Raw genomic sequence first — 25,742 nt, forward strand, 5'->3', positions numbered from 1 at the left:
AATCCGACCGAGCCTCATGGATATCCAGATCAACCAACAGACCCTGACGCTGCCCGACGGCGCGACGGTGGCCGACGCGCTCGCCGCGTACGGCGCGCGTCCGCCTTACGCGGTCGCGCTGAACGGCAACTTCGTCGCGCGCACGCAGCATGCGGCGCGCGCGCTCGCGGCGGGCGACAAGCTCGACGTCGTGCACCCCGTCGCGGGCGGCTGAACGCCGCCGGTTCGTCCCCGCTCTTCCAGGAAAACGACATGACGTCCCTCACATCCGCCGACGCGCTGACGCTGTACGGCGAAACCTTCGCAAGCCGCGTGCTGCTCGGCACGTCGCGCTATCCGTCGCTGCAGTCGCTGTCCGATTCGATCGCCGTGTCGCGCCCCGGGATGGTGACGGTCGCGCTGCGCCGCCAGATGACGGGCGGCACGGCCGAAGCCGGCTTCTTCGACCTGCTCAAGCGCCACGCGGTGCCGCTGCTGCCGAACACGGCCGGCTGCCAGACCGTCGCCGAGGCCGTGACGACCGCGCACATGGCGCGCGAGGTGTTCGGCACCGACTGGATCAAGCTCGAGCTGATCGGCGACGACTACACGCTGCAACCCGACCCGGTCGGGCTGATCGAGGCCGCCGCGCAGCTGGTCAAGGACGGTTTCAAGGTGCTGCCGTACTGCACCGAGGATCTCGTGATCGGCCGGCGCCTGCTCGACGCCGGCTGCGAGGCGCTGATGCCGTGGGGCGCGCCGATCGGCACGGGCAAGGGCGTCGTGAATCCGTACGGCCTGCGCGTGCTGCGCGAGCGGCTGCCGGACGTGCCGCTGATCGTCGACGCGGGGCTCGGCGTGCCGTCGCACGCATGCCAGGTGATGGAGTGGGGCTTCGACGGCGTGCTGCTGAACACGGCCGTGTCGCAGGCCACGCACCCGGAGATCATGGCGCGCGCGTTCGCGCAGGGCGTCGAGGCCGGCCGTGCCGCGTATCTGGCCGGGCCGATGGATGCGCGCGAAACCGCGCACGCGAGCACGCCGGTTGTCGGGATGCCGTTCTGGCACCAGGACGGGGGCGGCGCATGAGCGCGCGCTTCGCCGATGCATTCTGGCCGCCGGCCGACGAACTGGCCGAAGCGGCCGAACGGATTCGCGCCCGCCTCGGCGACTGGCCGGCCGGCGCGGCGCCGTGGCGGCTCTGCGTGGCGGCGCCCGGCGTGCCGGCCGACGGCGACGTGCTGATCGTGTCGTCCGGCGACCGCGCCGCGCAGGCGCGCGCGTCGGCCGCGTCGCGGCCGGCCTCGCCGGGCGCGGTCGCGATCGAATTCGACGAACAGGGCGCGGTGCTGCATGCGGCGGGCGCGCGTTACGCGCTCGAAGCCGCGCATCCGCTCGCGGACGACTGGATCGCGGCGCTCGCGGCATTCCTCGATTGCGGCTTCGCGCCGGTCGACGCGCTGGTGCTCGCGCTGGCGTGGCGCGACGGCGACGAGACGCGCGCCGACGACGCGTGGCCGGTCGACGCCGCGCGGTTCCCCCGTGTTGCCGGGCTGCCGCCCGCGCCGGAGCCGGCGTTTGCGCCCTGCCCCGCGCAACTCGGCCTCTATCCGGTCGTACCGGACGCCGAATGGGTCGAACGCGTGCTCGATGGCGGCGCGCGGACCGTGCAACTGCGCGTGAAAGGCGCGACGCCGGACGCGCTGCGCCGGGAAATCGCGCGTGCGGTCGCAGCAGGGCGCCGCTATCCCGATGCGCGCGTGTTCATCAACGATCACTGGCAGATCGCGGTAGATGAAGGCGCGTACGGCGTTCATCTGGGGCAGGAAGATCTCGAAACGGCCGATCTGGCGGCGATCGCGCGCGCGGGCCTGCGGCTCGGACTTTCGAGCCATGGTTATTACGAGATGTTGCGGGCGTTGCACGAGCGCCCGAGCTACCTCGCGCTCGGCCCGGTATACGCCACCGCCACCAAGGCCGTCGCCGCGCCGCCGCAAGGACTGGCGCGGATCGCCCGCTACGCGCGCTTCGCGGGCGCGCGGGCGCCGCTCGTCGCAATCGGCGGGGTGGGGCTCGATGCGCTGCCGGCCGTGCTGGAGACGGGCGTCGGCAGCGTCGCGGTGGTGAGTGCGGTCACGGGCGCCGCCGACTATCGGGCTGCGCTTATTGCGCTGCAGCAATGTTTTGCCGGACAATTTGACAATCATTGACCGCAGGGCCTGGAACGGCGTCACGACATCATTCCAATGCAGGCCCTATAATTCGGCGTTCTGCGTAAAAGGACTGCCAGCTCCGTGAGCCCCACTCCTACCGAGACCCTGCTGGAACTTCGCGACGTCGACTTTGGCTACGGCGACCGCCTCGTCCTGTCCAACCTGAACCTGCGCTTCGGGCGGGGGCAGGTCGTCGCGGTCATGGGCGGGTCGGGTTGCGGCAAGACCACCGTGCTGCGCCTGATCGGCGGCCTCGTGCGCGCGCGTCGCGGCCAGGTGCTGTTCGACGGCGCCGATGTCGGCACGCAATCCCGCGACGGCCTGTATGCACTGCGCCGCAAGATGGGCATGCTGTTCCAGTTCGGCGCGTTGTTCACCGACATGTCGGTGTTCGAGAACGTCGCATTCGCGCTGCGCGAGCATACCGACCTGCCCGAAGACCTGATTCGCGACCTCGTGCTGATGAAGCTCAACGCGGTCGGGCTGCGCGGCGCGCGCGACCTGATGCCGTCCGAGGTGTCGGGCGGGATGGCGCGCCGCATCGCGCTGGCGCGTGCGATCGCGCTCGATCCGCAGCTCATCATGTACGACGAGCCGTTCGCGGGCCTCGACCCGATCTCGCTCGGCATTACGGCGAACCTGATCCGCACGCTGAACCAGGCGCTCGGCGCGACCTCGATCCTCGTCACGCACGACGTGCCGGAATCGTTCGCGATCGCCGATTACGTGTACTTTCTGGCCAACGGCGGCGTGCTCGCGCAGGGGACGCCCGACGAGCTGCGCGCGTCGACCGATCCGAGCGTGCGGCAGTTCATCGACGGCGCGCCGGACGGCCCGTTCAAATTTCATTACACGAGCCCGCCGCTCGCAGCGGATTTCGGGCTCGGCGGAGGGCGCGCATGATCAGCGCGATCGGACGTTACGTCATCGGCGGCCTCGAGCGCGCGGGCTACGGCACGCGGCTGTTCGTGCGCCTCGTGCTGGAATTCTTTCCGCTGCTGCGCCGGCCGCGGCTGGTCACGAAGCAGATCCACTTCCTCGGCAACTATTCGTTCGTGATCATTGCCGTGTCGGGGCTGTTCGTCGGCTTCGTGCTCGGCCTGCAGGGGTATTACACGCTGAACCGCTACGGTTCCGAGCAGGCGCTCGGCCTGCTGGTCGCGCTGTCGCTCGTGCGCGAGCTCGGGCCGGTCGTCACCGCGCTGCTGTTCGCGGGCCGCGCGGGCACGTCGCTCACGGCCGAGATCGGTCTGATGAAAGCCGGTGAACAGCTCACCGCGCTCGAAATGATGGCGGTCGACCCGATCAAGAACGTGATCGCGCCGCGCATGTGGGCCGGCATCATCGCGATGCCGCTGCTCGCCGCGATCTTCAACGCGGTCGGCGTGCTCGGCGGTTACTTCGTCGGCGTCGTGCTGATCGGCGTCGATCCGGGCGCGTTCTGGTCGCAGATGCAGGGCGGAGTCCAGGTCTGGGCCGACGTCGGCAACGGCGTGCTGAAGAGCATCGTGTTCGGGTTCGCCGTGACCTTCATTGCGCTGTATCAGGGGTATGAAGCGAAGCCCACGCCGGAAGGCGTGTCGCGCGCGACGACCAAGACGGTCGTGTTCGCGTCGCTCGCCGTACTCGGCCTCGATTTCCTGCTGACCGCGCTGATGTTCAGCTAAGCCTCAGCCAAGCCAAATTTTGGGATGACGATGAAAAAGACTGCTCTCGACTTCTGGGTCGGCCTGTTCGTGGTGGTGGGCTTCCTTGCGGTGCTGTTCCTGGCGCTGAAGGTCGGCAACATGAGCTCGCTGTCGTTTCAGCCGACCTATGCAGTGAAGATGAAATTCGACAATATCGGCGGATTGAAGCCGCGCGCGGCCGTGAAGAGTGCCGGCGTCGTGGTCGGCCGCGTGAAGTCGATCGGCTTCGACACGAATACCTACCAGGCGCTCGTGACGATCGATGTCGACGGCCAGTACCCGTTCCCGAAGGATTCGTCGGCGAAGATCCTGACGTCGGGCCTGCTCGGCGAGCAATATATTGGTCTCGATCCGGGCGGCGACACGGAAATGCTGAAGGCCGGCGATACGATCACGATGACGCAATCGGCGATCGTGCTCGAGAACCTGATCGGCCAGTTCCTGTACAGCAAGGCCGCCGATGCGGGCGGTGCGAAGCCGGCAGCCGGTGCATCGGCTGCGCCGGCACCGGTGGCGGTACCGGCGTCGGCGGTGTCCGGCGCGGCGGCCCAATAACCACACGAGAGAAAACAAGAGGGTAATGACCATGCAGACGATCCGCATCAGGCACGCAGCGCTGGCGGTAGCGGCAGTCGCCGCGTTGAGCGGCTGCGCGACCGTGCAGACGCCGACCAAGGGCGATCCGCTCGAAGGCTTCAACCGGACGATGTACAAGTTCAACGACACGGTCGACACGTACGCGCTGAAGCCGGTCGCGCAGGGCTACCAGTACGTGGTGCCGCAGCCGGTGCGCGACAGCGTGACGAACTTCTTCTCGAACATCGGCGACGTCTACATCGCGGCGAACAACATCGTGCAGCTGCGGATCGCGGACGGCGTCGGCGACATCATGCGCGTCGTGATCAATACGGTGTTCGGCGTGGGCGGCCTGTTCGACGTCGCGACGATCGCGAAGCTGCCGAAGCACACGGCCGACTTCGGGGTCACGATGGGCCGCTACGGCGTGCCGTCGGGCCCGTACCTCGTGCTGCCGCTGCTCGGCCCGAGCACGCTGCGCGACACGGCCGGCCTCGGCGTCGACTACGTCGGCAACCCGCTCACCTACGTGAAACCGGATGGCCTGAGCTGGGGCCTGTTCGGCGTCAACCTCGTGAACACGCGTTCGAACCTGCTCGGCGCGGGCGACGTGCTGGATGCCGCGGCGCTCGACAAGTACTCGTTCGTGCGCAATGCGTACCTGCAGCGCCGCCAGATGCTGATCAGCAACGCGCGCGGCGAGGCGGCCGCGACGTCGGGCAACGACGCGCTGCCGAAGTACGACCTGCCGGAAGACGGCGCGGCACCGGCGGCGGCCGGTACGGCGGGCGCAGCGGCACCGGCCGGCGCATCGGGCGCGGCGGTTGCGTCGCCGGCCTCGGGCACGGCCGAATCGCCGAATCCGGCCAGCGAAACGAACGTGCCGGCGATGCAGGTGGCGCCGCCGTCGCCGGGCGGGTTCCGTTTCCCGAGCATCCGGCTGCACTGACGGATTTACATTCGTTACAGCCGGAAACGATTCATTCGGTAGCGTACGCGAACTTGCGCGTAAGCTACCTGCTCCAAACTTTGCATCGACTCATTCATGCAGGTCACTATGATGAAAAAACTGTTCCTGATCCCCGTTTTCGCGGCGCTGTTCTCGTTCGGCAGCGCAGCTCACGCGCAAGTCGACCAGTCGAACCCGCAGGCGCTGATCAAGACGGCGACGCAGCAGGTGCTCGACGAAGTCAAGCAGCAGACGATCAAGCAGGGTGATACCAACCGCATCATCACGATCGTCAACAAGGACATCCTGCCGTACACCGATTTCCGCCGCACCACGCAGCTCGCGATGGGCCGCAACTGGCGCACGGCAACGGCCGAGCAGCAGCAGCAGGTTCAGGAGCAGTTCAAGCTGCTGCTGATCCGCACGTACTCGGGCGCGCTGGCGCAACTGAAGCCGGACCAGCAGATCCAGTACCCGCCGTTCCGTGCCGACCCTGCCGATACCGATGTCGTGGTCAAGACGGTCGCGATGAACAACGGCCAGCCGGTCCAGATCGATTACCGTCTGTACAAATCGGCGAGCGGCTGGAAGGTGTATGACCTGAACGTGCTCGGCGCGTGGCTGATCCAGACGTACCAGCAGCAGTTCAACGAGAAGATCCAGCAAAGCGGCGTGGACGGCCTGATCCAGTTCCTGACGCAGCGCAACCAGCAACTTGCCGCTGGCAAGCAAGCGTCGTGAGCGGCTTCGAAGCCGGTTCCTCGCTGACCGTCGCGAGCGCGAAGTCCGCGCTCGCGGACGGTCTTGCGCGCATCGGCGCGGGCGCTACCGCCGTCGATTGCGCGGCGCTGACGCAGTTCGACTCGTCCGCGCTCGCCGTGCTGCTCGCATGGCAACGTGCCGCCAAAGCGCGCGGCGCGACCCTCGACATCCTCAATCTCCCTCCGAAGCTCGCCAGCCTCGCGCGCGCCTACGGCGTCGACGCGCTCATCGAAGGCACCGGGCGACATTGACCCTGTCCGACCGGAGCCTGCCGCGCCAGCCGGCGTGCGCATGCTTCAGGCCGCGCGCCTCCGGCGCCGGCTCCACCAGCCGGTTTGCCCTATAATCAAGCGTTTTGCGGGGCAGTCAATCGGCGTCCGGCCCCCATTTTCATTCGCAGCAAGCACAGAATAGGCGTCGCGGCCCTTGCGTCGCGCACAGTCATGTCAGCCATAGAAATCCGTCACGTCAAGAAGCGCTACAAGTCGCTTCAGGCGCTCAAAGGCGTCAGCCTGTCGGTCGAGGAAGGCGAGTTTTTCGGTCTGCTCGGCCCCAACGGCGCAGGCAAGACCACGCTCATCAGTATCCTCGCCGGGCTCGCCCGGGCCGACGAAGGCAGTATCTCGGTGCGCGGCCACGACGTCGTCAAGGACTTCCGTGGCGCACGTCGCGCGCTCGGCGTCGTGCCGCAGGAACTCGTCTTCGACCCGTTCTTCTCGGTTCGCGAGACCCTGCGGATCCAGTCCGGCTATTTCGGGCTGCGCCGCAACGACGACTGGATCGACGAAGTGATGGCCAATCTCGACCTCACCGAGAAGGCCGACGCGAACATGCGCGCGCTGTCGGGCGGGATGAAGCGCCGCGTGCTCGTCGCGCAGGCGCTCGTGCACCGGCCGCCCGTGATCGTGCTCGACGAGCCGACCGCCGGCGTCGACGTCGAATTGCGCCAGACGCTGTGGAAATTCATCTCGCGCCTGAACCGCGAGGGTCACACGATCGTGCTGACCACCCATTACCTCGAGGAAGCCGAGTCGCTATGCGACCGCATCGCGATGCTGCGCCGTGGCGAAGTGGTCGCGCTCGACCGCACCGATGCGCTGCTGCGCCGCTTCGCGGGGCTGCAGCTCTACCTGCGGCTCGCGACGGGCGCGCTGCCGGCCGAGCTGCGCGGGCTGGAGTCCGATCCGGCCGCGCGCGCGCCGGGCGAGCACCTGCTGCGCCTCGCGAGCTACGACGATGTCGAACGCATCCTCGCGCAATGCCGCGCGGCCGGCTGCTCGTTCGACGAGATCGAGGTCCGCAAGGCCGACCTCGAGGATGTGTTCGTCCAGGTGATGAACGGGGCCGAGGTGATCGAGGGATTGGCATGAGCGGGTTTCAAACGCTGTTCCACAAGGAACTGCTGCGCTTCTGGAAGGTGTCGTTCCAGACGGTGCTGGCGCCGATCGTCACGGCGCTGCTGTATCTGACGATCTTCGGCCATGCGCTGTCGGGCCGCGTCGAGGTCTATCCGGGCGTCGAGTACGTGAGCTTTCTCGTGCCGGGCCTCGTGATGATGAGCGTGCTGCAGAACGCGTTCGCGAACAGTTCGTCGTCGCTGATCCAGTCGAAGATCACCGGCAACCTCGTGTTCATGCTGCTGCCGCCGCTGTCGTACCGCGACATCTTCGGCGCGTACGTGCTCGCGTCGGTCGTGCGCGGGCTCGCGGTCGGCACCGGCGTGTTCGTCGTGACGATCTGGTTTATCCCGATGCATTTCGCGGCGCCGCTGTTCATCATTGCGTTCGCGCTGCTCGGCTCGGCGATCCTCGGCACGCTCGGCCTGATCGCCGGGATCTGGGCCGAGAAGTTCGACCAGCTCGCCGCGTTCCAGAACTTCCTGATCATGCCGCTGACGTTCCTGTCCGGCGTGTTCTATTCGACGCACTCGCTGCCGCCCGTGTGGCGCGAGATCTCGCGTCTCAATCCGTTTTTCTACATGATCGACGGCTTCCGTTTCGGGTTCTTCGGCGCGTCCGACATCAACCCGTTCGCGAGCCTCGCGATCGTCACCGGTTTCTTCGTGCTGCTCGCGCTGATCGCGATGCGGCTGCTCGCGACCGGCTACAAACTGCGTCATTGATATCGACAGGCAGCGGCCGCCCCCGGGGCGGCGCGCGCCGACAGGAGCCTTACACCATGTTGCCGACTCCCGAACAGGTCAAGCAATACATCGCCGGCGGTCTCGCCTGCACGCATCTGGAAGTCGAAGGCGACGGCCAGCATTTCTTCGCGACGATCGTGTCGGCGGCCTTCGAAGGCAAGCGGCCGATCCAGCGGCACCAGCTCGTCTACGCGGCGCTCGGCGATCGCATGAAGCAGGAAATTCACGCGCTCAGCATGAAGACGCTGACGCCCGCCGAATGGCAGAACGCATAACCGGAAATCACTGAGTGCAAGTCACCGTCAACGAGCGCGACGCCGTCAAGAGCGTCGCCACGGCACACCCGGCCGCCAATGGGGAATCGCAGGGACAGGGGATGGACAAGCTCGTGATCGAAGGCGGCAAGCGCCTGTCCGGCGAGATCGTCGTGTCGGGCGCGAAGAACGCCGCACTGCCGATCCTGTGCGCGGGGCTGCTCACCGCCGATCCGGTCGACCTCGACAACGTGCCGAACCTGAAGGACGTGCGGACCACGCTGAAGGTGCTGAACCAGATGGGCGTGAAGAGCGAGACCGACGGCTGCCGCGTGCAGCTCGACGCGTCGCGCGTCGACAACCTCGTCGCGCCGTACGAGCTCGTGAAGACGATGCGCGCATCGATCCTCGTGCTCGGGCCGCTGCTCGCGCGCTTCGGCGAGGCGAAGGTGTCGCTGCCGGGCGGCTGCGCGATCGGCGCGCGCCCGGTCGACCAGCACATCAAGGGCCTGCAGGCGATGGGCGCCGAGATCAGCATCGAGCACGGCTTCATCGAAGCACGCGCGAAGCGCCTGAAGGGCGCGCGCATCGTGACCGACATGATCACGGTGACGGGCACGGAAAACCTGCTGATGGCCGCGACGCTGGCAGACGGCGAGACGGTGATCGAAAACGCCGCGCGCGAACCGGAAGTGAGCGATCTCGCGCACCTGCTGGTCGCGATGGGCGCGAAAATCGACGGCATCGGCACCGATCGCCTGGTGATCCAGGGCGTCGAGCGGCTGCACGGCGCGCGCCATTCGGTGATCCCCGACCGCATCGAGGCCGGCACGTTCCTGTGTGCGGTCGCGGCGGCCGGCGGCGACGTGATGCTGACGGGCGTGCGCCCGCACATCCTCGACGCGGTGATCGACAAGCTGCGCGAAGCCGGCGTGTCGATCGAGGAAGGCGACAGCTGGCTGCGCGTGAAGATGGACCGCCGCCCGTCGGCGGTGACGATCCGCACGTCGGAATACCCGGCGTTCCCGACCGATATGCAGGCGCAGTTCATGGCCCTCAATACGGTCGCGACGGGCACCGCGCAGGTCGTCGAAACCATTTTCGAGAACCGCTTCATGCACGTGCAGGAGCTGAACCGGCTCGGCGCGAACATCACGATCGACGGCAACACGGCGCTCGTGACGGGTGTCGAGAAGCTGTCGGGCGCGAACGTGATGGCGACCGACCTGCGTGCATCGGCGAGCCTCGTGATCGCCGGGCTGCGCGCCGACGGCGAAACGCTCGTCGACCGCATCTATCACCTGGACCGCGGTTACGACCGCATGGAAGCCAAACTGACCGCCGTCGGCGCGAACGTGCGCCGCCTTTCCGGGAGCCAAGCATGACCGCGCCGCTGACCCTTGCCCTGTCGAAGGGCCGGATTTTCGAGGAAACCCTGCCGCTGCTGGCCGCAGCCGGCGTGCAGGTGGCCGAGGATCCGGAAACGTCGCGCAAGCTGATCCTGCCGACGACCGATCCGAACCTGCGCGTGATCATCGTGCGCGCGAGCGACGTGCCGACCTACGTGGAATACGGCGCGGCCGACTTCGGCGTGGCGGGCAAGGACGTGCTGGTCGAGCACGGCGGCTCGGGCCTGTACCAGCCGATCGATCTGAACATCGCGCGCTGCCGGATGTCGGTGGCCGTGCCGGCCGGCTTCGACTATGCGAACGCGGTGCGCCAGGGCGCGCGCCTGCGCGTTGCGACGAAGTACGTCGAAACGGCGCGCGAACACTTTGCCGCGAAGGGCGTGCACGTCGACCTGATCAAGCTGTACGGCTCGATGGAGCTCGCGCCGCTGGTCGGGCTGGCCGACGCGATCGTCGATCTCGTCAGCTCGGGCGGCACGCTGAAGGCGAACAATCTGGTCGAGGTCGAGGAGATCATGGAGATCTCGTCGCGCCTCGTCGTGAACCAGGCCGCGCTGAAGTTGAAGCGCGCAGCGCTCAAGCCGATCCTCGACGCGTTCGAACGCGCGTCGCAGAATGGCGGTTGAGCGCATCACCGTAACGGAACTCCCATGTCCATCACCATCCGCAGGCTCGATTCGACGAACGAAGGCTTCGGCGCCGCGCTGCGCGCCGTGCTCGCATTCGAGGCGAGCGAAGACGAAGCGATCGAGCAATCGGTCGCGCAGATCCTCGCCGACGTGAAGTCGCGCGGCGACGCCGCGGTGCTCGAGTACACGAACCGCTTCGACCGGCTGAGCGCGAACAGCGTCGCCGCGCTCGAACTGCCGCAGGACGCGCTTCAGACGGCGCTCGACGGTCTCGCGCCGAAGGCGCGCGCGGCGCTGGAAGCTGCCGCGGCGCGGGTGCGCGCGTACCACGAGAAGCAGAAGATCGAGTGCGGCACGCATAGCTGGCAGTACACGGAAAGCGACGGCACGGTGCTCGGCCAGAAGGTCATGCCGCTCGATCGCGTCGGCCTGTACGTGCCGGGCGGCAAGGCCGCGTATCCGTCGTCGGTGCTGATGAATGCGATTCCCGCGCGCGTCGCGGGTGTCGGCGAGATCGTGATGGTCGTGCCGACGCCGGACGGCGTGAAGAACGACCTCGTGCTCGCCGCGGCGCTGCTCGGCGGCGTCGATCGCGTGTTCACGATCGGCGGCGCGCAGGCGGTCGGCGCGCTCGCGTACGGCACGGCGACGGTGCCGGCCGTCGACAAGATCTGCGGCCCCGGCAATGCGTATGTCGCGTCGGCGAAGCGCCGCGTGTTCGGCACGGTCGGCATCGACATGATCGCCGGGCCGTCGGAAATTCTCGTGCTGTGCGACGGCACGACCGATCCGAACTGGGTCGCGATGGACCTGTTCTCGCAGGCCGAGCACGACGAACTCGCGCAGTCGATCCTGCTGTGCCCGGACGGCGCGTTCCTCGACCGTGTCGCGAAGGCGATCGACGAGCTGCTGCCGTCGATGCCGCGCCAGGACGTGATCCGCGCATCGCTCGAAGGCCGCGGCGCGCTGATCAAGGTGCGCGACATGGCTGAAGCGTGCCGGATCGCGAACGACATCGCGCCGGAACACCTGGAAATCTCGGCGCTGGAGCCGCAGCAATGGGGCCAGCAGATCCGCCACGCCGGCGCGATCTTCCTCGGCCGCTATACGAGCGAGAGCCTCGGCGACTACTGCGCAGGCCCGAACCACGTGCTGCCGACGTCGCGCACCGCGCGCTTCTCGTCGCCGCTCGGCGTGTACGACTTCATCAAGCGTTCGAGCCTGATCGAAGTCAGCGCGGAAGGCGCGCAGACGCTCGGCGAGATCGCTTCCGAGCTCGCGTACGGCGAAGGGCTGCAGGCGCACGCGAAGAGCGCCGAGTTCCGGATGAAGAGCTGACGGGGCGGGGCCGGGGCGGGCGCCGATGCGCCGGCGCCGGCTGCATCCCCCCGGGGCTGGAGACGAGTGCAGGGCGGCAGCCGCCGCCTTGCCGACCATTTGATGCCGGCGCGACGCACGCCGGCTTGAGACCATGACGACGCCACAAGACATCATCCGCCGCGACGTGCTCGCGATGACGAGCTACCCGGTGCCCGACGCGAGCGGGTTCGTGAAGCTCGACGCGATGGAGAACCCGTATCCACTGCCCGAAGCGCTGGCGGCGGCGCTCGGCGAGCGTCTTGCGCAGGTCGCGCTGAACCGCTACCCGGCGCCGCGCCCGGCCGCGCTGCTCGACAAGCTGCGCCACGCGATGCGCGTGCCGGCCGGATGCGACGTGCTGCTCGGCAACGGTTCCGACGAAATCATCAGCATGATCTCGGTCGCGTGCGCGCAGCCGGGCGCGAAGGTGCTCGCGCCGGTGCCGGGCTTCGTGATGTACGAGCTGTCGGCGAAGCTCGCGCAGCTCGAATTCGTCGGCGTGCCGCTGAAGGCCGACCTGACGCTCGACGTCGACGCGATGCTCGCGGCGATCGCCGAGCACCGGCCGGCGATCGTCTATCTCGCGTATCCGAACAACCCGACCGGCACGCTGTACGACGATGCCGACGTCGAACGGATCATTGCCGCCGCGCGGCACAGCCTGATCGTGATCGACGAGGCGTACCAGCCGTTCGCCGAGCGTTCGTGGCTGCCGCGCGCCGCCGAGTTCGACAACGTCGTCGTGATGCGCACGGTGTCGAAGCTCGGCCTCGCGGGCATCCGCCTCGGCTATCTCGTCGGTTCGCCCGCGTGGCTGAACGAATTCGACAAGGTGCGCCCGCCGTACAACATCAACGTGCTGACCCAGGCGACCGCCGATTTCCTGCTCGACCACCTCGGCGTGCTCGATGCGCAGGCGGCCGAGTTGCGTGCGGAACGCACGCGTCTCGCGCAGGCCGTGGCCGCGCTGCCGGGCGCGACGGTGTTCCCGAGCGCCGGCAATTTCCTGCTGGTGCGGGTGCCGGATGCGGCCGCCGTGTTCGATGCGCTGCTCACCGAGCGGGTGCTGGTCAAAAACGTGAGTAAAATGCATCCATTGCTGGCCGAATGCGTGCGGCTGACCGTCGGTTCTCCCGACGAAAACGCCCGCCTGCTGGCCGCCTTGAAACTCGCGCTGCCCGGTTGAGCCCAGGGCGCGGCGCGCGACGATCAATCCCCATTTACATCAGACTCAATCAAGGAATTGCCATGCGTGTGGCGGAAGTCGTTCGCAATACCAGCGAAACGCAGATCCGTGTGAAGCTCGATCTCGACGGCACCGGCCAGCAGAAGCTGGCCACCGGCGTGCCGTTTCTCGACCATATGCTCGACCAGATCGCGCGACACGGTCTGTTCGATCTCGAGGTCGAAGCGCATGGCGACACGCATATCGACGACCACCACACGGTCGAGGACGTCGGCATCACGCTCGGTCAGGCCGTCGCGAAGGCGATCGGCGACCGCAAGGGCATTCGCCGCTACGGCCATTCGTACGTGCCGCTCGACGAGGCGCTGTCGCGCGTCGTGATCGACTTCTCGGGCCGGCCGGGCCTCGAATTCCACGTACCGTTCACGCGGGCGCGGATCGGCACGTTCGACGTCGACCTGTCGATCGAATTCTTCCGTGGTTTCGTGAACCACGCGGGCGTCACGCTGCACATCGACAACCTGCGCGGGATCAACGCGCACCATCAGCTCGAGACGGTGTTCAAGGCCTTCGGCCGTGCGCTGCGCGCGGCGGTGGAGCTGGACGAACGTGCGGCGGGGCAGATTCCGTCGACCAAGGGCAGCCTCTGAACTTCCGAACGGACGGACGCTAAGGACAACCTCACGGCTTCGGCGCGCGGCGCCGGCTTGCGATGGATCTGCTCAAATCGTTCATTTCGCTGCTGGCGCTGATCAATCCGGTCGGTGCGGTGCCGTTCTTCCTGAGCCTGACGGCGCAGCAGACGGACGACGAGCGGCGTCGCACGATCCGGATCGCCGCGGTGTCGGTGTTCTGCGTGATGACGGTGACCGCGCTGCTCGGGCAGCAGATCATCAACTTCTTCGGCATTTCGGTCGGGTCGCTCGAAGTGGGCGGCGGGATCATCATGCTGCTGATGGCGATCAACATGCTGAACGCGCAGATCGGCAACACGCGATCGACGCCGGAGGAGCGCCACGAGGCCGAGCTGAAGGACAACATCGCGGTCGTGCCGCTGGCGATACCGCTGCTCACGGGCCCCGGCTCGATCAGCACGGTGATCATCTATGCGGCGAACGCGCATCACTGGTATGAACGGGCCGGGCTGGTCGCGATCGGCGCGGTCCTGGCTTTTCTGTGTTTCGTCGCGATGCGGCTCGCCGAGCCGATCGCGAACTGGATCGGCCGCACGGGCATCAACATCGCCACGCGGCTGATGGGTCTGATGCTGTCGGCGCTGGCGGTGGAATTCATCGTCAATGGACTGAGGGCGCTACTGCCTGCACTGAGATGAAAACTTCGATTGCGATTGTGGATTATGGGATGGGCAACCTGCGCTCGGTCGCGCAGGCGCTCAAGAAGGCCGAACCGGCCGCCGACGTGGCGATCGTCGACACGCCGGCTGCGATTCGCGCGGCCGACCGCGTCGTGCTGCCCGGCCAGGGCGCGATGCCCGACTGCATGCGCTGTCTCGGCGAATCGGGCCTGCAGGAGGCCGTGATCGAGGCGTCGCGCACGAAGCCGCTGCTCGGCGTGTGCGTCGGCGAGCAGATGCTGTTCGACTGGAGCGCGGAAGGCGACACGAAGGGCCTCGGCCTGTTGCCCGGCAAGGTCGTGCGCTTCGAGCTCGACGGCCGCCTGCAGGACGACGGCTCGCGCTTCAAGGTGCCGCAGATGGGCTGGAACCGCGTGCGCCAGTCGCAGCCGCACCCGCTGTGGGACGGCGTGCCCGACGACGCCTATTTCTACTTCGTGCACAGTTATTACGTGACGCCGGACAACCCGGCGCATACGGTTGGCGAAACGGCATACGGCGCGCCGTTTACGTCCGCGGTCGCGCGGGATAATCTCTTCGCGACCCAATTCCACCCCGAGAAAAGCGCGGAGGTCGGGTTGCGTCTGTATCGCAACTTCGTACACTGGAAACCGTGAACGTCGCGTGCGTGCCACAGTTGGCGGGCTGGAAAGGCCTGTCGCACGGGGCTCACACGAGGGCCTGTTCCCGCCGATAACGGGCTTGCGCTGGCCGCCAGAAGGGCCGAGCGCAAGGATTGCGACGAAGCGAATACTCGACGTATTCGCGACGAGTATGACGCGGCGATCGGCCTTCTGGCGGCCAGCCCCAGGAAGGATTTTGTTGAATTGCGGGAACGTGCGTTGCCGGCCGTATTGCGGCGTCGATCGTCGCTTGTTTGGCTCGGCCAAACGGCGCTCCTCACTCGTTGCACGACGACCGGCAACGCACGTTCGCAAGCCCGTTATTGGCGGGAACAGGCCCTAAGCGCCGAAAGAGTTGTACTAAACTAGCGAGACGGCGCGGTACCGGATTGGCCGGTACGCGCCGGATTCTTTTCTTTTTCCACGACGACACCCGATTGCTATGTTGCTGATTCCGGCCATCGATCTCAAAGACGGTCAGTGTGTGCGCCTTAAACAGGGCGATATGGACCAGGCCACGATTTTTTCCGAGGACCCGGCGGCGATGGCCCGCAAGTGGGTTGATCTCGGCGCCCGGCGGCTCCATCTGGTCGACCTGAACGGCGCATTCGCCGGCAAGCCGAAGAATCTCGAGGCGATCGAAGCGATCCTCGACGAAGTCGGCGATGAAATCCCCGTACAGCTCGGCGGCGGCATCCGCAGCCTCGAGACGATCGAGAAGTACCTCGATGCGGGCCTGTCCTACGTGATCATCGGCACGGCGGCCGTGAAGGACCCGGGCTTCCTGCAGGACGCGTGCACCGCGTTCGCCGGCAGCATCATCGTCGGCCTCGATGCGAAGGACGGCAAGGTCGCGACCGATGGCTGGAGCAAGCTGACCGGCCACGAAGTGATCGATCTCGCGAAGAAGTTCGAGGACTACGGCGTCGAATCGATCGTCTACACGGACATCGGCCGCGACGGCATGCTGCAGGGCATCAACATCGATGCGACCGTGAAGCTCGCGCAGGCGGTCGGCATCCCGGTGATCGCCAGCGGCGGCCTGTCGAACCTCACGGACATCGAGAACCTGTGCGAAGTGGAAGAGCACGGCGTCGAAGGCGTGATCTGCGGCCGCGCGATCTACTCCGGCGATCTCGATTTCGCGGCCGCGCAAAAGCGCGCGGACGAACTGAACGGCGAACTCGACAACGCGTAACGCGGTTGTCCCGTTCGCCGGGGCTGCCCGCAGGCGGCCCCGACCGGAAGCCTCGCGCGAGGCTTCCGCAACCGGCCGTCCCAGCGCGGCATTTGGCGCAACATCATGGCTCTAGCTAAACGCATCATCCCCTGCCTGGACGTGACAGCCGGGCGTGTCGTCAAGGGCGTCAACTTCGTCGAGCTGCGCGATGCCGGCGATCCCGTCGAAATCGCCCGCCGCTACGACGACCAGGGTGCCGATGAACTGACGTTCCTCGACATCACCGCGACGTCCGACCAGCGCGACCTGATCCTGCCGATCATCGAAGCCGTCGCGTCGCAGGTGTTCATTCCGCTGACCGTCGGCGGCGGCGTGCGTGCCGTCGAGGACGTGCGGCGCCTGCTGAACGCGGGCGCGGACAAGGTCAGCATGAATTCGTCGGCGGTCGCGAACCCGCAGCTCGTGCGCGACGCGGCCGACAAGTACGGCTCGCAGTGCATCGTCGTCGCGATCGACGCGAAGCGCGTGTCGGCCGACGGCGAGACGCCGCGCTGGGAAGTCTTCACGCACGGCGGCCGCAAGAACACGGGCCTCGACGCGATCGAATGGGCGCGCAAGATGGCCGAGCTCGGCGCGGGCGAGATCCTGCTCACGAGCATGGACCGCGACGGCACGAAGTCGGGCTTCGACCTCGCGCTCACGCGCGGCGTGTCGGACGCGGTGCCCGTGCCGGTGATCGCATCGGGCGGCGTCGGGTCGCTGCAGCATCTGGCTGACGGCATCAAGGACGGCCGCGCCGACGCAGTGCTGGCCGCGAGCATCTTCCACTACGGCGAGCACACGGTCGGCGAGGCGAAACGCTTCATGTCCGACCAGGGCATCCCGGTGAGGCTGTGATGAATACGGAAACGAAATCCCTGCCCGCGTGGCTCGACAAGGTCCGCTGGGACGACAACGGCCTCGTGCCGGTGATCGCGCAGGAAGCGTCGACGAACGACGTGCTGATGTTCGCGTGGATGAACCGCGAGGCACTCGCGAAGACGATCGAGACGCAGCGCGCGGTCTACTATTCGCGCTCGCGCAAGCGGTTGTGGTTCAAGGGCGAGGAGTCGGGCCACGTGCAGCACGTGCACGAGGTGCGGCTCGATTGCGACGAGGACGTCGTGCTGCTGAAGGTCGAGCAGGTGTCGGGCATCGCATGCCACACCGGCCGGCATTCGTGCTTCTTCCAGAAATTCGAAGGCACCGTCGACCACGGCGACTGGGTCACGGTCGAACCGGTGCTGAAAGATCCCGAACACATCTACAAATGACGCAATCGACTCAAGACACGCTGCTGCGCCTCGCGGCCGTGATCGATGGCCGCAAGGGCGGCGACCCCGACCAATCGTACGTATCGCGCCTGTTCCACAAGGGCGACGATGCCGTGCTGAAGAAGATCGGCGAAGAGGCGACGGAAGTCGTGCTGGCCGCGAAGGACGTGCGCCAGGGCGGCGCGCCGACCGCGCTCGTCAGCGAGGTGGCCGACCTGTGGTTCCACTGCCTCGTGATGCTGTCGCACTTCGACCTGAGCCCGGCCGACGTGATCGCCGAACTCGAGCGCCGCGAAGGCCTGTCGGGCATCGAGGAAAAAGCGCTGCGCAAGCGCCGCGAGCGCGAGGAAAACGGCGGGTGACAGGCGTTGCCCCGCCGCGGTGGCGACAGTGCGGTAAGCTGTAAGAATTGTCATCTAACGGGGGTAGCATCATGAACGATACGTCGAACCAGTTTCCGACGCCTGCGGTGCCGGGGGCGGCGGATGCCGAGCGCCTGAACGGGCTGCGCACGCTGACTCACGTGCTCTACGGCCTTTATGCATTTCACTGGCTGACGGGCGGCGTCACGGGCATCATCGCGATCATCATCAACTACGTGAAGCGTGGCGATGTGGCCGGCACGCCGTACGCCGATCACTTCGAGTGGCAGATCCGCACGTTCTGGCGCGCGCTGATCGCTTACGTGATCGGGTTCGCGCTGGCGTTCGTGGTGATCGGATTTGCAGTGATGTTTGTCACATGGATCTGGACGCTGTACCGTATCATCAAGGGTTGGCTGTACCTGAACGACAACAAGACGCTCGATCCGCAGGCGTGGTTCTGACCGGCCGCGCGCGGGTGTCTGCAGGAGCAACATGAGTCACGATCCGAATTGCCTGTTCTGCAAGATCGCGGCAGGCGAGATCCCGAGCACGAAAGTGCACGAGGACGACGAATTCGTCGCGTTCCGCGACATCCGCCCGGCGGCCGAGACGCACGTGCTCGTGATTCCGCGCCAGCATCTGCCGACGCTGTCGGCGGCGGGCGAGGCCGATGCGCCGATGCTCGGCCGGCTGATGCTGCTTGTCGCGCGTCTTGCCGACCAGCTCGGCGTCGCGTATACGGGCGGCGAAACCGGTTTTCGCACGGTGATCAATACGGGTCCGGGTGGCGGGCAGGAGGTATACCACCTGCACGCGCATATCCTGGCCGGCCCGCGCCCCTGGCAGCGGATGGGTTGACGACGCGGGGCGTTTCCCCGCATCCGATAGTCGAAGCCGGCGCGTCGCCGGCGATTTGCGCCGCGTAGCGGCGTGGTTGAGGAGAGGTTTCATCATGGGTGGATTGAGCATTTGGCACTGGCTGATCGTGCTGCTGATCGTCGCGCTGGTATTCGGTACGAAGAAACTGCGCAACATCGGCAACGATCTCGGCAGCGCCGTGAAGGGTTTCAAGGACGGCATGAAGGAAGGCGAAACGCCGGCCGACGCGCAGCAACTGCCGCGCACGGGCTCGGTCGACGTCAACGCGAAGGAAACGACGCGTTCCGATTCGAACAAGGCGTAACGCCGGCACGCTGACAGGCATTCGCGATGCTGGATCTCGGTCTTTCCAAGATGGCGCTGATCGGCGTCGTCGCACTCGTGGTGCTCGGCCCCGAGCGCCTGCCGCGCGTCGCGCGTACGGCAGGCGCGCTGTTCGGCCGTGCGCAGCGGTACATCAACGACGTGAAGGCCGAGGTCTCGCGCGAAATCGAACTCGACGCGTTGCGGACGATGAAAACCGATTTCGAATCGGCCGCGCGCAATGTCGAGACGACGATTCACGACAACCTGCGCGAGCACGAGAAAGACCTGAACGACACGTGGCATTCCGCGGTCGGCGGCCTTGACGGGGCTTCCGGCGACGCCGGGTCCTACGGTTCCGGCGCCCCTGCGGCGCCGTCGTGGCGCGGCAGTACGGCCGCGCTTGCGCCGAAGCGCCGCAACTGGCGCGTGAAGCAGGCGGCGACGCCTGTCTGGTACAAACGCACGACCACCCGCCGTACGCATGTGCAGTCGGGCGCCGCGCGTGTCGCGCGCCACCAGCCGGCCAGCCTGCGCCGGCCGACGCGCTTCTTCTGAGCCGAGCGCATGCTCGCTCGTCAATCCTACCGAGGGCCGGCGTGAGCGACCCCCAGCAGAACCCGGGCGACGCCCCGGAAGAAACCTTCATTTCCCATCTCGTCGAGCTTCGCGATCGCATCATTCGCGCGGGCCTGGCCGTGATCGTCGTGTTCCTCGGGCTCGTCTACTGGGCGCCCGACATCTTCCGGCTGCTCGCGCGGCCGCTGATGGAGAACCTGCCGAAAGACGGCAAGATGATCGTCACCGACGTCACCGGCTCGTTCTTCGTGCCGATGAAAGTCACGATGCTCGTCGCGCTCGTGATCGCGCTGCCGGTCGTGCTGTACCAGATCTGGGCGTTTATCGCGCCGGGGCTGTACCAGCACGAGAAGAAGCTCGTCACGCCGCTCGTCGGCAGCAGCTACGTGCTGTTCCTGTGCGGGATGGCATTTGCGTACTTCCTCGTGTTCCCGACGATCTTCCGCGTGATGGCGCACTACAACGCGCCGCTCGGGGCCGAGATGACGACCGACATCGACAACTACCTGAGCTTCGTGCTCGGGATGTTCATCGCGTTCGGGGCGACATTCGAGGTGCCGATCGTCGTCGTGCTGCTCGTCCGGATGGGTGTGCTGTCCTTGAAGAAGCTGAAGGAGATGCGGCCCTACGTGATCGTCGGCGCATTCGTGGTCGCGGCGGTCGTCACGCCGCCGGACGTGTTCTCGCAACTGATGCTCGCGCTGCCGCTGATCGTGCTGTTCGAGATCGGGCTGCTGGCCGCGCGGTTCTTCGTGCCGAAGAAGCCGGCCGAAGAGAGCGAGGCGGGGAACGGCGAAGCCGCGAGTTGACGGCGGCGCGCCGGGTGGCGGGCTGGCCTTCCGGTCAGGCCTGAGCGGCCCGGCGGCGCCGTCAGCCGCCAAGCGTGTGGTGTGACCACGTTCCCGGCAACGCGAATCGATCGACGCAAAGCAAAAGGGCAGCCGACCGGCTGCCCTTTTTCATTTCCACCGACGGCAACGCGCGTGGTGTCGCGCCGCCCGTCTGTCGACCCTCATTCGGTATCGCTGTCCTGCTCGTCGAGCGCCTGCTTCGGCGGCGGCGGGCGCTTGCCGATCACGACGTTCACGTCCAGCTCCTTGCCCTTGCGCACGACGTGCACCTTGGTCGGCGTGCCGGGCTTGATCTGCGCGACGGTGTTCAGCAGCTTCGTCGTGTCGGTGATCTCCTCGCCGTTCACACTCACGAGGATATCGCCCGGCTTGATGCCGGCCTTGTCGGCCGGGCCGCCCTGCAGCACGCCCGCGACGATCGCGCCCGATTTCTGCTGGAGCCCGAACGACTCGGCGATCTCCGGCGTGACGTCCTGCGGCTCGACGCCGATCCAGCCGCGCGTGACCGAGCCCGTCGTGATGATGCTTTCGAGCACCGTGCGCGCGGTCGACACGGGAATCGCGAAGCCGATGCCGAGCGAGCCGCCCGAGCGCGAATAGATCGCCGTGTTGATCCCGAGCAGGTTGCCGTTCACGTCGACCAGCGCGCCGCCCGAGTTGCCGGGGTTGATCGGCGCATCGGTCTGGATGAAGTTCTCGAACGTGTTGATGCCGAGGTGATTGCGGCCGAGCGCGCTGATGATCCCCATCGTGACCGTCTGGCCGACGCCGAACGGGTTGCCGATCGCGAGCACGACGTCGCCGACCCGCGACTGGTCGGAGCGGCCGAGCGTGATCGTCGGCAGGTTCGTCATGTTGATCTTCAGCACGGCGAGATCGGTCTCGGGATCGCTGCCGATCACCTTCGCGGTGGCCGTGCGGCCGTCGGCGAGCGCGACTTCGATCTGGTCGGCGCCGTCCACGACGTGCTGGTTCGTTAGAATGTAACCTTCAGGGCTCACGATAACGCCCGAGCCAAGGTTGGCTGCCGGTTCGTCCTGCTGCTTGCGGGCGTTGCGGTCGCCGAAGAAGTAGCGGAACAGCGGATCTTTTGCGCGCGGGTCGGGCGGCAGCGAGCCGTCCTTGCTGGAGAACACGTTGACGACGGCCGGCATCGCCTTCTGCGCAGCTTCGGCGTACGACGTGGTCGCCGGTGCGCCGCCGATGCCCGGCGCGACTTCCCGCAGCGCAACGATCGGCGTGGCGAGCTGCTTGCCGAGCTGTCCTTGCCGTTGCAGCCATTGCGGCTTGAGCGTCACGACGATGAACATCAGCGCGAGCAGCACGGTAACCGCCTGCGCGAAGAACAGCCAGAAGCGTCTAAGCATCTGAATGGATTAGAGGTTTATATGGATCGGATCGAACTTGAATTGTACTTGAACAATACCCTTGAAACCGCGCGCTTCAAGGACTATTGCCCGAACGGCCTCCAGGTCGAGGGGCGCCGCAAGATCGAGAAGATCGCCACCGGCGTGACGGCGTCGGTCGCGTTCCTCGAGGCGGCGCTCGAATGGGGGGCAGATGCCGTGCTCGTCCATCACGGCTATTTCTGGCGCAACGAGGCGCCGCAGATCACGGGCCGCAAGTACCAGCGCCTGAAGCTGCTGCTCGCGAACGACCTGAACCTGTTCGCGTTCCACCTGCCGCTCGACGCGCATCCCGAATTCGGCAACAACGCGCAGCTCGGCGACAAGCTCGGGCTGATCGGCGAGCAGCGTTTCGGCGAAGGCGATCTCGGCTGGATGGCGACGCTGCCGATGCCCGTCACGCTCGAGCACTTCGTCGCGAAGGTCGAGCGCACGCTCGGCCGCACGCCGCTCGTGCTCGGCGACCCGGAGATGCAACTGCGCCGCATCGCGTGGTGCACGGGCGCCGCGCAGAGTTATTTCGACGCGGCGATCGACGCCGGCGCGGACGTGTACCTGACCGGCGAGGTGTCCGAATACGTGACGCACACGGCGGCCGAGAGCGGCGTCGCGTTCGTTGCGGCGGGGCACCATGCGACCGAACGTTACGGAATCCAGGCACTTGGCGCCCACTTGTCCGAAGAATTCGATCTCGAACACCTTTTTATCGATATCCATAACCCGGTCTGAACGGCGGATTTGCGGCGGTGCATCGAAATTTCACAATGAAGCGTTCGCTTAAAAGCGAAATGATTTAATCGCTCCGATAGTGGGGGATAACCCTTAACTATCAATCACTTCGAAGGGATTTTCATCTCCGGGCCTTGTAAATGGCGACTCCATTCGAGCAAACTAGCGGCGGAATGGAAAGTCGTGACGGAAAATCCAACTCAGAAGTGGGGCGTGTGATGCGAGACAAGGAAGAGAAACGCGTCGACAGCGGCCGCCGTACCTGGCTGATTGCGACATCCGTAGCAGGTGGCGTAGGAGGCGTAGCCACCGTTATACCTTTCGCGGCGTCGCTGGCGCCGTCCGCGAAAGCGAAGGCGGCCGGTGCACCGGTCGAGGTCGATATCAGCGGCCTGAAGCCCGGCGAAATGGTCACCGTGCCGTGGCGCGGCAAACCCGTCTGGATCCTGAACCGCACCGATTCGATGCTGTCCGACGTGGTCAAGGCCGACAAGGAAGTGGCCGATCCGACCACGAAATCCCCGTATTCGATGCCGTTGCCCGCGTATTGCGCCAACGAATATCGCTCGCGGGCCGATCGCAAGAACATTCTCGTCGTGATGGCCGTGTGTACGCACCTCGGCTGCACGCCTAGCCAACGCTTCACGCCTGGTCCGCAGCCGAACCTGCCGGACGACTGGCCGGGCGGTTTCCTGTGCCCGTGCCACGGTTCGACCTACGACCTCGCCGGCCGTGTGTTCAAGAACAAGCCGGCGCCTCAGAATCTCGACATCCCGCCCTACATGTTCACGTCGGCGACGACCCTCGTGATCGGCAAGGACGAGAAAGGAGAAGCGTGATGGCTGCCGACAACAAAGAAGTCTCCACGACAGGTCTCACCGGCTGGATCGACCAGCGCTTCCCGCTCACGTCCACCTGGAAGAAGCACGTTTCCGAGTACTACGCGCCGAAGAACTTCAACTTCTGGTACTTCTTCGGCTCCCTCGCGCTGCTGGTTCTGGTCAACCAGATCGTCACGGGCATCTTCCTGACGATGAACTACAAGCCCGACTCGACGCTCGCGTTCGCGTCGGTCGAGTACATCATGCGCGAGGTGCCGTGGGGCTGGCTGATCCGCTACATGCACTCGACCGGTGCATCGATGTTCTTCGTGGTCGTCTACCTGCACATGTTTCGCGGCCTGCTGTACGGGTCGTACCGCAAGCCGCGCGAGCTCGTGTGGATCTTCGGTTGCGCGATCTTTCTGTGCCTGATGGCCGAGGCGTTCTTCGGCTACCTGCTGCCGTGGGGCCAGATGTCGTTCTGGGGCGCGCAGGTGATCGTGAACCTGTTCTCGGCGATCCCGTTCGTCGGCCCGGACCTGTCACTGTGGATTCGCGGCGACTATGTCGTGTCCGACGTCACGCTGAACCGCTTCTTCGCGTTCCACGTGATCGCGATTCCGCTCGTGCTGGTCGGCCTCGTGGTCGCGCACCTCGTTGCGCTGCACGAAGTGGGGTCAAATAACCCGGACGGTATCGAGATCAAGGCGAAGAAGGACGAGAACGGCATCCCGCTCGACGGCATCCCGTTCCATCCGTATTACTCGGTGCACGATTTCCTCGGCGTGTGCGTGTTCCTGATGGTGTTCGCGCTGATCGTGTTCTTCTCGCCGGAGATGGGCGGCTACTTCCTCGAGGCGAACAACTTCGTCCCGGCGAACCCGCTGCAGACGCCGCCCGAGATCGCGCCGGTCTGGTACTTCACCGCGTTCTACGCGATGCTGCGCGCGACCACCGACCCGTTCAAGATCGTGCTGATGATCGTGATCGCGCTGCTCGGCGTGCTGGCGCTGATCCGGGCGCGCGGCAAGTGGAAGGCCGGGCTGCCGGTGCTGGCCGCGGCGATCGTCGTGTTCATGTACCTGACGGAGTCGAAGTTCTGGGGCGTCGTCGTGATGGGTTCGGCGGTGATCACGCTGTTCTTCCTGCCGTGGCTCGACCGCAGCCCGGTGAAGTCGATCCGCTACCGGCCGCTGTTCCACAAGGTGTTCCTCGGGATCTTCGTCGCGGCGTTCCTGACCCTCGCGTTCCTCGGCACGCGGCCGCCATCGCCGGCGGCGACGCTGATCGCGCAGGCTTGCGCGCTGATCTACTTCGCGTTCTTCCTCGGCATGCCCGTCTGGACGCCGCTTGGCACGTTCAAGCAGCCGCCGGAGCGGGTGAGCTTCAAGCCCCATTAACGTGAGCGAGGAGAGAACGACATGAAGAAACTGCTTTCGACACTCGCGCTGATCGGGGCGACCGCGTGTGCGCTGCTGGTGGCGCCGGCCGTGCGGGCGGAAGGTAATTTTCCGCTCGACCGGGCGCCCGATAACACGGAAAATCTCGTTTCGCTTCAGCACGGCGCGCAATTGTTTGTAAACTATTGCCTGAACTGCCACAGCGCGAACCTGATGCGCTACAACCGTCTGACGGATCTGGGCATATCCCAGAAGGAGATCGAATCGAATCTCCTGTTCACGACCGACAAGGTCGGGAACACGATGTCCGTCGCGATGCGGCCCGAAGACGCGAAGAACTGGCTCGGCACCTCGCCGCCCGACCTGTCGGTCGAAGAGCGCGCGCGCGGCCGCGACTGGCTGTATACGTATCTGCGGAGTTTCTATCGCGACGATACACGGCCGACCGGCTGGAACAACGCGGTGTTCGAGAACGTCGGCATGCCCCATGTGTTGTGGCAGCTGCAGGGGCAGCGCATTGCCAAATTCGAAGACAAGACGGACGAGGAGACGGGCGAGAAGGTCCACACGCTCGTCGGCTTCCAGCAGGTCACGCCGGGGACGCTCTCGTCGCCCGACTATGATGCTGCGGTTGCCGACCTGGTGGCCTATATGACATGGATGTCCGAGCCGGCCCAGCAGACCCGCAAACGCCTCGGCGTGTGGGTGCTGATCTTTCTCGGTGTCCTGACTTTCCTGGCCTGGCGGCTCAATGCCGCGTACTGGAAAGATATCAAGTAAACACGCCTGACC

Annotated in this window: 33 protein-coding genes; 32 read left to right on the plus strand and 1 reads right to left on the minus strand. The window is 66.2% G+C overall.

All coding sequences use genetic code 11. The annotated features are described in order from the left end of the window. The first annotated feature begins 16 nt into the window (after positions 1–16). The 28 genes from thiS (at position 17) to tatC (ending at position 20,552) form a co-directional block, all read left to right on the plus strand. Positions 17–214, plus strand: coding sequence for a sulfur carrier protein ThiS (gene thiS, locus OHZ10_RS01900; RefSeq protein WP_027783340.1), 198 nt, complete (start codon positions 17–19; stop codon positions 212–214). A gap of 38 nt (positions 215–252) precedes the next feature. Continuing rightward, on the plus strand, positions 253–1,068 hold the full coding sequence (locus OHZ10_RS01905; RefSeq protein WP_342703467.1) for a thiazole synthase: 816 nt from the start codon (positions 253–255) through the stop codon (positions 1,066–1,068). After that, positions 1,065–2,189, plus strand: coding sequence for a thiamine phosphate synthase (gene thiE, locus OHZ10_RS01910; RefSeq protein ID WP_063805242.1), 1,125 nt, complete (start codon positions 1,065–1,067; stop codon positions 2,187–2,189). The genes OHZ10_RS01905 and thiE overlap by 4 nt, the downstream gene beginning before the upstream one ends. A gap of 84 nt (positions 2,190–2,273) precedes the next feature. Continuing rightward, positions 2,274–3,095 (plus strand): ABC transporter ATP-binding protein, encoded by an 822-nt coding sequence (locus tag OHZ10_RS01915; RefSeq protein ID WP_059232577.1) that lies wholly within the window; start codon positions 2,274–2,276, stop codon positions 3,093–3,095. Continuing rightward, positions 3,092–3,859 carry a lipid asymmetry maintenance ABC transporter permease subunit MlaE gene (gene mlaE, locus OHZ10_RS01920; protein WP_006477137.1) on the plus strand — a complete coding sequence of 256 codons (768 nt, stop codon included), beginning with the start codon at positions 3,092–3,094 and terminating at the stop codon, positions 3,857–3,859. Before OHZ10_RS01915 ends, mlaE begins: the two co-directional genes overlap by 4 nt. A 30-nt stretch (positions 3,860–3,889) precedes the next feature. Next, a complete protein-coding gene (mlaD, locus tag OHZ10_RS01925) occupies positions 3,890–4,435 on the plus strand; it encodes an outer membrane lipid asymmetry maintenance protein MlaD (protein WP_059236507.1) in 546 nt (181 codons plus the stop codon). Positions 4,436–4,466: 31 nt separating this feature from the next. Further along, on the plus strand, positions 4,467–5,405 hold the full coding sequence (locus OHZ10_RS01930) for an MlaA family lipoprotein (RefSeq protein ID WP_059232576.1): 939 nt from the start codon (positions 4,467–4,469) through the stop codon (positions 5,403–5,405). 111 nt (positions 5,406–5,516) lie between these two features. Next, a complete protein-coding gene (locus OHZ10_RS01935) occupies positions 5,517–6,146 on the plus strand; it encodes an MlaC/ttg2D family ABC transporter substrate-binding protein (RefSeq protein ID WP_059236505.1) in 630 nt (209 codons plus the stop codon). Beyond that, positions 6,143–6,418 (plus strand): STAS domain-containing protein, encoded by a 276-nt coding sequence (locus OHZ10_RS01940; protein WP_027788544.1) that lies wholly within the window; start codon positions 6,143–6,145, stop codon positions 6,416–6,418. Before OHZ10_RS01935 ends, OHZ10_RS01940 begins: the two co-directional genes overlap by 4 nt. 192 nt (positions 6,419–6,610) lie before the next feature. After that, positions 6,611–7,537, plus strand: a complete 927-nt coding sequence (locus OHZ10_RS01945) for an ABC transporter ATP-binding protein (protein ID WP_059232575.1) — start codon at positions 6,611–6,613, stop codon at positions 7,535–7,537. Beyond that, on the plus strand, positions 7,534–8,289 hold the full coding sequence (locus tag OHZ10_RS01950) for an ABC transporter permease (RefSeq protein WP_059232574.1): 756 nt from the start codon (positions 7,534–7,536) through the stop codon (positions 8,287–8,289). Before OHZ10_RS01945 ends, OHZ10_RS01950 begins: the two co-directional genes overlap by 4 nt. A gap of 56 nt (positions 8,290–8,345) precedes the next feature. Beyond that, complete coding sequence (locus OHZ10_RS01955) at positions 8,346–8,585, plus strand: BolA family protein (protein WP_006477131.1); 240 nt, start codon at positions 8,346–8,348, stop codon at positions 8,583–8,585. Positions 8,586–8,599: 14 nt separating this feature from the next. Next, entirely contained in the window at positions 8,600–9,949 is a 1,350-nt protein-coding gene (murA, locus tag OHZ10_RS01960) for a UDP-N-acetylglucosamine 1-carboxyvinyltransferase (protein ID WP_059232573.1), read from the plus strand. After that, positions 9,946–10,599, plus strand: coding sequence for an ATP phosphoribosyltransferase (hisG, locus tag OHZ10_RS01965; protein WP_059232572.1), 654 nt, complete (start codon positions 9,946–9,948; stop codon positions 10,597–10,599). The genes murA and hisG overlap by 4 nt, the downstream gene beginning before the upstream one ends. 24 nt (positions 10,600–10,623) lie before the next feature. Further along, positions 10,624–11,940: a histidinol dehydrogenase gene (hisD, locus tag OHZ10_RS01970; RefSeq protein WP_059232571.1), complete on the plus strand. Its 1,317-nt coding sequence runs from the start codon at positions 10,624–10,626 to the stop codon at positions 11,938–11,940. Between the two features lie 133 nt (positions 11,941–12,073). After that, positions 12,074–13,147, plus strand: coding sequence for a histidinol-phosphate transaminase (gene hisC / locus OHZ10_RS01975; protein ID WP_059232570.1), 1,074 nt, complete (start codon positions 12,074–12,076; stop codon positions 13,145–13,147). A gap of 62 nt (positions 13,148–13,209) precedes the next feature. After that, complete coding sequence (gene hisB / locus OHZ10_RS01980; RefSeq protein ID WP_059232569.1) at positions 13,210–13,797, plus strand: imidazoleglycerol-phosphate dehydratase HisB; 588 nt, start codon at positions 13,210–13,212, stop codon at positions 13,795–13,797. A 62-nt stretch (positions 13,798–13,859) separates the two neighbouring features. Next, positions 13,860–14,480, plus strand: coding sequence for a YchE family NAAT transporter (locus OHZ10_RS01985; RefSeq protein ID WP_059232568.1), 621 nt, complete (start codon positions 13,860–13,862; stop codon positions 14,478–14,480). After that, positions 14,477–15,118 (plus strand): imidazole glycerol phosphate synthase subunit HisH, encoded by a 642-nt coding sequence (gene hisH / locus OHZ10_RS01990; RefSeq protein WP_014898304.1) that lies wholly within the window; start codon positions 14,477–14,479, stop codon positions 15,116–15,118. The genes OHZ10_RS01985 and hisH overlap by 4 nt, the downstream gene beginning before the upstream one ends. 448 nt (positions 15,119–15,566) lie before the next feature. Next, entirely contained in the window at positions 15,567–16,322 is a 756-nt protein-coding gene (hisA, locus tag OHZ10_RS01995; RefSeq protein WP_059232567.1) for a 1-(5-phosphoribosyl)-5-[(5-phosphoribosylamino)methylideneamino]imidazole-4-carboxamide isomerase, read from the plus strand. Between the two features lie 105 nt (positions 16,323–16,427). Further along, entirely contained in the window at positions 16,428–17,201 is a 774-nt protein-coding gene (hisF, locus tag OHZ10_RS02000) for an imidazole glycerol phosphate synthase subunit HisF (protein WP_006751800.1), read from the plus strand. Further along, the gene (gene hisI, locus OHZ10_RS02005) at positions 17,201–17,617 is read left to right on the plus strand and encodes a phosphoribosyl-AMP cyclohydrolase (RefSeq protein WP_059232566.1); all 417 of its coding nucleotides are present in this window, start codon (positions 17,201–17,203) and stop codon (positions 17,615–17,617) included. Before hisF ends, hisI begins: the two co-directional genes overlap by 1 nt. After that, entirely contained in the window at positions 17,614–17,979 is a 366-nt protein-coding gene (locus OHZ10_RS02010) for a phosphoribosyl-ATP diphosphatase (RefSeq protein ID WP_059232565.1), read from the plus strand. The genes hisI and OHZ10_RS02010 overlap by 4 nt, the downstream gene beginning before the upstream one ends. 71 nt (positions 17,980–18,050) lie before the next feature. Beyond that, positions 18,051–18,443, plus strand: coding sequence for a DUF4870 family protein (locus OHZ10_RS02015; protein ID WP_059236499.1), 393 nt, complete (start codon positions 18,051–18,053; stop codon positions 18,441–18,443). 31 nt (positions 18,444–18,474) lie between these two features. Further along, on the plus strand, positions 18,475–18,840 hold the full coding sequence (locus OHZ10_RS02020; RefSeq protein ID WP_059232564.1) for a histidine triad nucleotide-binding protein: 366 nt from the start codon (positions 18,475–18,477) through the stop codon (positions 18,838–18,840). A 94-nt stretch (positions 18,841–18,934) separates the two neighbouring features. Further along, positions 18,935–19,165: a Sec-independent protein translocase subunit TatA gene (tatA, locus tag OHZ10_RS02025; RefSeq protein ID WP_059232563.1), complete on the plus strand. Its 231-nt coding sequence runs from the start codon at positions 18,935–18,937 to the stop codon at positions 19,163–19,165. A 26-nt stretch (positions 19,166–19,191) separates the two neighbouring features. Beyond that, positions 19,192–19,722: a Sec-independent protein translocase protein TatB gene (gene tatB, locus OHZ10_RS02030; RefSeq protein ID WP_174993766.1), complete on the plus strand. Its 531-nt coding sequence runs from the start codon at positions 19,192–19,194 to the stop codon at positions 19,720–19,722. Positions 19,723–19,763: 41 nt separating this feature from the next. Continuing rightward, positions 19,764–20,552: a twin-arginine translocase subunit TatC gene (tatC, locus tag OHZ10_RS02035; protein ID WP_342703475.1), complete on the plus strand. Its 789-nt coding sequence runs from the start codon at positions 19,764–19,766 to the stop codon at positions 20,550–20,552. 203 nt (positions 20,553–20,755) lie between these two features. Here tatC and OHZ10_RS02040 read toward each other — a convergent pair whose 3' ends face one another. Further along, positions 20,756–21,961 (minus strand): Do family serine endopeptidase, encoded by a 1,206-nt coding sequence (locus OHZ10_RS02040; RefSeq protein ID WP_059236494.1) that lies wholly within the window; start codon positions 21,959–21,961, stop codon positions 20,756–20,758. A gap of 21 nt (positions 21,962–21,982) precedes the next feature. Between OHZ10_RS02040 and OHZ10_RS02045 the strand changes: the two genes are divergently transcribed. The 4 genes from OHZ10_RS02045 (at position 21,983) to OHZ10_RS02060 (ending at position 25,730) form a co-directional block, all read left to right on the plus strand. Beyond that, on the plus strand, positions 21,983–22,729 hold the full coding sequence (locus OHZ10_RS02045; protein ID WP_059236492.1) for a Nif3-like dinuclear metal center hexameric protein: 747 nt from the start codon (positions 21,983–21,985) through the stop codon (positions 22,727–22,729). 218 nt (positions 22,730–22,947) lie between these two features. Beyond that, positions 22,948–23,568 (plus strand): ubiquinol-cytochrome c reductase iron-sulfur subunit, encoded by a 621-nt coding sequence (petA, locus tag OHZ10_RS02050; protein WP_059236490.1) that lies wholly within the window; start codon positions 22,948–22,950, stop codon positions 23,566–23,568. Further along, positions 23,568–24,950, plus strand: coding sequence for a cytochrome b (locus OHZ10_RS02055; RefSeq protein ID WP_256085492.1), 1,383 nt, complete (start codon positions 23,568–23,570; stop codon positions 24,948–24,950). Before petA ends, OHZ10_RS02055 begins: the two co-directional genes overlap by 1 nt. A 21-nt stretch (positions 24,951–24,971) precedes the next feature. Further along, entirely contained in the window at positions 24,972–25,730 is a 759-nt protein-coding gene (locus OHZ10_RS02060; protein WP_059236487.1) for a cytochrome c1, read from the plus strand. Positions 25,731–25,742: the final 12 nt, after the last annotated feature.

It is taken from the genome of Burkholderia arboris (assembly GCF_038723655.1).
Classification (GTDB): domain Bacteria; phylum Pseudomonadota; class Gammaproteobacteria; order Burkholderiales; family Burkholderiaceae; genus Burkholderia; species Burkholderia arboris.

What these genes read in the sequence shown, in the direction of transcription:
- hisB (WP_059232569.1), top strand. Translation starts at nt 13,210, where the DNA reads ATGCGTGTGGCGGAAGTCGTTCGCAATACCAGCGAAACGCAGATCCGT.
- OHZ10_RS01930 (WP_059232576.1), top strand. Translation starts at nt 4,467, where the DNA reads ATGCAGACGATCCGCATCAGGCACGCAGCGCTGGCGGTAGCGGCAGTC.
- OHZ10_RS01945 (WP_059232575.1), top strand. Translation starts at nt 6,611, where the DNA reads ATGTCAGCCATAGAAATCCGTCACGTCAAGAAGCGCTACAAGTCGCTT.
- OHZ10_RS02010 (WP_059232565.1), top strand. Translation starts at nt 17,614, where the DNA reads ATGACGCAATCGACTCAAGACACGCTGCTGCGCCTCGCGGCCGTGATC.
- thiS (WP_027783340.1), top strand. Translation starts at nt 17, where the DNA reads ATGGATATCCAGATCAACCAACAGACCCTGACGCTGCCCGACGGCGCG.
- OHZ10_RS02040 (WP_059236494.1), bottom strand. Translation starts at nt 21,961, where the DNA reads ATGCTTAGACGCTTCTGGCTGTTCTTCGCGCAGGCGGTTACCGTGCTG.
- OHZ10_RS02045 (WP_059236492.1), top strand. Translation starts at nt 21,983, where the DNA reads ATGGATCGGATCGAACTTGAATTGTACTTGAACAATACCCTTGAAACC.
- tatB (WP_174993766.1), top strand. Translation starts at nt 19,192, where the DNA reads ATGCTGGATCTCGGTCTTTCCAAGATGGCGCTGATCGGCGTCGTCGCA.
- mlaD (WP_059236507.1), top strand. Translation starts at nt 3,890, where the DNA reads ATGAAAAAGACTGCTCTCGACTTCTGGGTCGGCCTGTTCGTGGTGGTG.
- hisD (WP_059232571.1), top strand. Translation starts at nt 10,624, where the DNA reads ATGTCCATCACCATCCGCAGGCTCGATTCGACGAACGAAGGCTTCGGC.
- OHZ10_RS01935 (WP_059236505.1), top strand. Translation starts at nt 5,517, where the DNA reads ATGAAAAAACTGTTCCTGATCCCCGTTTTCGCGGCGCTGTTCTCGTTC.
- petA (WP_059236490.1), top strand. Translation starts at nt 22,948, where the DNA reads ATGCGAGACAAGGAAGAGAAACGCGTCGACAGCGGCCGCCGTACCTGG.
- OHZ10_RS02015 (WP_059236499.1), top strand. Translation starts at nt 18,051, where the DNA reads ATGAACGATACGTCGAACCAGTTTCCGACGCCTGCGGTGCCGGGGGCG.
- hisA (WP_059232567.1), top strand. Translation starts at nt 15,567, where the DNA reads ATGTTGCTGATTCCGGCCATCGATCTCAAAGACGGTCAGTGTGTGCGC.
- tatA (WP_059232563.1), top strand. Translation starts at nt 18,935, where the DNA reads ATGGGTGGATTGAGCATTTGGCACTGGCTGATCGTGCTGCTGATCGTC.
- thiE (WP_063805242.1), top strand. Translation starts at nt 1,065, where the DNA reads ATGAGCGCGCGCTTCGCCGATGCATTCTGGCCGCCGGCCGACGAACTG.
- OHZ10_RS01985 (WP_059232568.1), top strand. Translation starts at nt 13,860, where the DNA reads ATGGATCTGCTCAAATCGTTCATTTCGCTGCTGGCGCTGATCAATCCG.
- OHZ10_RS01905 (WP_342703467.1), top strand. Translation starts at nt 253, where the DNA reads ATGACGTCCCTCACATCCGCCGACGCGCTGACGCTGTACGGCGAAACC.
- hisC (WP_059232570.1), top strand. Translation starts at nt 12,074, where the DNA reads ATGACGACGCCACAAGACATCATCCGCCGCGACGTGCTCGCGATGACG.
- OHZ10_RS01955 (WP_006477131.1), top strand. Translation starts at nt 8,346, where the DNA reads ATGTTGCCGACTCCCGAACAGGTCAAGCAATACATCGCCGGCGGTCTC.
- hisH (WP_014898304.1), top strand. Translation starts at nt 14,477, where the DNA reads ATGAAAACTTCGATTGCGATTGTGGATTATGGGATGGGCAACCTGCGC.
- OHZ10_RS02055 (WP_256085492.1), top strand. Translation starts at nt 23,568, where the DNA reads ATGGCTGCCGACAACAAAGAAGTCTCCACGACAGGTCTCACCGGCTGG.
- OHZ10_RS01950 (WP_059232574.1), top strand. Translation starts at nt 7,534, where the DNA reads ATGAGCGGGTTTCAAACGCTGTTCCACAAGGAACTGCTGCGCTTCTGG.
- hisF (WP_006751800.1), top strand. Translation starts at nt 16,428, where the DNA reads ATGGCTCTAGCTAAACGCATCATCCCCTGCCTGGACGTGACAGCCGGG.
- OHZ10_RS02060 (WP_059236487.1), top strand. Translation starts at nt 24,972, where the DNA reads ATGAAGAAACTGCTTTCGACACTCGCGCTGATCGGGGCGACCGCGTGT.
- mlaE (WP_006477137.1), top strand. Translation starts at nt 3,092, where the DNA reads ATGATCAGCGCGATCGGACGTTACGTCATCGGCGGCCTCGAGCGCGCG.
- hisI (WP_059232566.1), top strand. Translation starts at nt 17,201, where the DNA reads ATGAATACGGAAACGAAATCCCTGCCCGCGTGGCTCGACAAGGTCCGC.
- OHZ10_RS02020 (WP_059232564.1), top strand. Translation starts at nt 18,475, where the DNA reads ATGAGTCACGATCCGAATTGCCTGTTCTGCAAGATCGCGGCAGGCGAG.
- hisG (WP_059232572.1), top strand. Translation starts at nt 9,946, where the DNA reads ATGACCGCGCCGCTGACCCTTGCCCTGTCGAAGGGCCGGATTTTCGAG.